Genomic DNA, 2,201 nt, shown 5'->3' on the forward strand with positions numbered 1-2,201 from the left:
ACCCGCCCAGCGGGCATTGCCGATTCCGCCGTTGAAAAACGGCAGGCCGGTATTGCCTGAACATTCGATTGTGAAGGTGACTTCCTCGCGCGGCCGGGCCTTGATGTCGGCAAGCGTCAGTGCCATCGGCTTTTTGACCAGGCCGGCGATTTCGAGCTTCCACGTGCTTTCCTCAATCACCGGCCTGTTGAAATGCGCGATTGAAAAGAACTTGTCATTGGGTGTCACCCATGAATCGAGGTCCTCCCAGACAATCTGATTCTTGATGACCTCTGGCACCGGGTTCGGTGGCAGTTGATCGAGCCATTTGACGACTTCCTCGCCGGGCCGTGTCGGAAAAGCGTAAGCCCGCGAGGCGTGAAGGGCGGCGATTGCGGCAAGAGCCACGCTCCCTTGAATAAGTTCTCTGCGTTGAAGATGAGGCATGCTGTTTTCCTCCCAGTTGATCCGGAACGGGCTGCAGCGTGCGTATTGGGCCGTAGCCTGATCACGGACAGGCGCACAATGAACGACTGCCCCACCCGGATCTCCGGACAGTCAGGCAATCAGCGAGGCATCTCAAGCATGTGAAGCATTGGACGAAACTCTGCTCGGGTTTCGTCCTAGGAGAGTGCGCCTTCGAAGAGGAAGTGTCCACAACCTGGACGGGACGTGATAACTTTGTGGCGTTCTAGGCCGATTCCATCCCTGCCATTTGCTGCTCGGGGGAGGTATTAGTCCGCGTCTGGCGCTCATTGCTCATGCCCGTTAGCGAGGATTATCAGCTAAGCGGCAGGAGCCAAGAGCTACGCTTCGGGTTTGCTTGGACGCCGACATAACCGGCGCAGCCCACGAGGCCACGGGCCACCTTGGGCGGCATCGGCGCCATGGTGGCACCGGACCACCAATATCTGATTGGCCGGTCTTGAGCGGCCATATCTTTAGATATGGTTGGAACACACAACCGTTGGAACTGCGGGTTTGCTGGTTGGGAACCCTTGGAAAGCGTTGGAGCACTCCAGTTGGAAGGACCGTTGGAAGCGGTTGGAACATTGAATCGGTGCGGCTGAGTTTCGCGCCTCCCACCCCATGCAAGCACAGCTATGAGCTCCGCGTGTATGGTGCGCTGCGCGACCTCCGGACCCTTGTCAGTGATGCCGCGAAGGTCGCGCTCAAACCTATTGCGCCCGTTCAGTTGCGAGCGTCGCATGACGCAATCATCGGACGCACGGATCGCTCTGGTTTGCGCGGATGCTGGCACAAATTGGATTTCGGAGGCCGCTTTGCGTAGCCGTCGACTTTGTGCCCGTCCCCGAAATTTCGAAAATAATGCGTTGCCGAAATATGCGGACTTGCCTGCGCGACTTAGGACAGCCTCGTGAAAGCCTGTCGCGCCGGAGGCTTCAAACCTCTATAATGCACGTCTTGGCGGCGCGCCGTGGGAGGGCCGCGATGCAGGAACGTCGGGAAGCGAGGCGACTGGCCGCCATCATGGCCACCGACATCGTCGGCTACTCGCGCCTGATCGAGGCGGACGAAAAAGCGACGCTCGCCGCGATCCGATCGCTCCGCTCCAACGTCATTGATCCCGCAATCGCCGAGCATAACGGCCGCATCGTCAAGCTGATGGGCGACGGCGCGATCGTCGAATTCGGCTCGGTGGTCGATGCTGTCGCTTGTGCCGTGACCATCCAGCGCGACGCGCGCGCACAACAACGCGACATGCTTCCGGAACGCCGGATCGCCTACCGCATAGGTGTCAATCTGGGTGACGTCGTCGTCGAGGGCGACGATCTGATGGGCGACGGGGTCAATATCGCGGCGCGGCTGGAACAGATTTGCCCGTCCGGCGGCCTGCTGGTTTCAGCCGCCGCCTACGATCAGCTGCAAGGCAAGATCGACATCGCGTTCGACGATGCTGGCGAGCAGCAGGTGAAGAACATCACCCGGCCAGTGCACGTCTACCGCGCGCGGATCGATGGCATGGTGCACGCCTTGCCGCGCAGATCGACCCGACCTCGCTGGCTCATACCGTCTGTCGCGGTCGCGGTCCTGGTTGTGCTCTTGGCGGGTGGTGGCGCGTGGTGGTCGTGGCCGGCGACGACCGCCGATGCCAAACCGTCGATGATGGTGCTGCCCTTCGACAATCTGAGCGACGACAAGGAACAGGGATACCTCGCCGATGGCATGAGCGAGGACCTGACCACTGAGCTGGCGCGCGT

General features: G+C 60.7%; 2 protein-coding genes. One reads left to right on the plus strand and one right to left on the minus strand.

Features of this window, described 5'->3' with window-relative positions; translation table 11 throughout:
* A partial coding sequence (locus ACXJ7R_RS30590) for a molybdopterin-dependent oxidoreductase (protein WP_457155072.1) occupies positions 1-426 on the minus strand: 426 nt, incomplete at its 3' end.
* 1,044 nt (positions 427-1,470) lie between these two features.
* On the opposite strand from ACXJ7R_RS30590, the gene ACXJ7R_RS30595 reads away from it, so the two are divergent.
* Positions 1,471-2,201 (plus strand): adenylate/guanylate cyclase domain-containing protein (locus ACXJ7R_RS30595; protein ID WP_457155073.1); only part of this gene is annotated, 731 nt, incomplete at its 3' end.

Source organism: Mesorhizobium sp. P5_C1 (genome assembly GCF_054049815.1).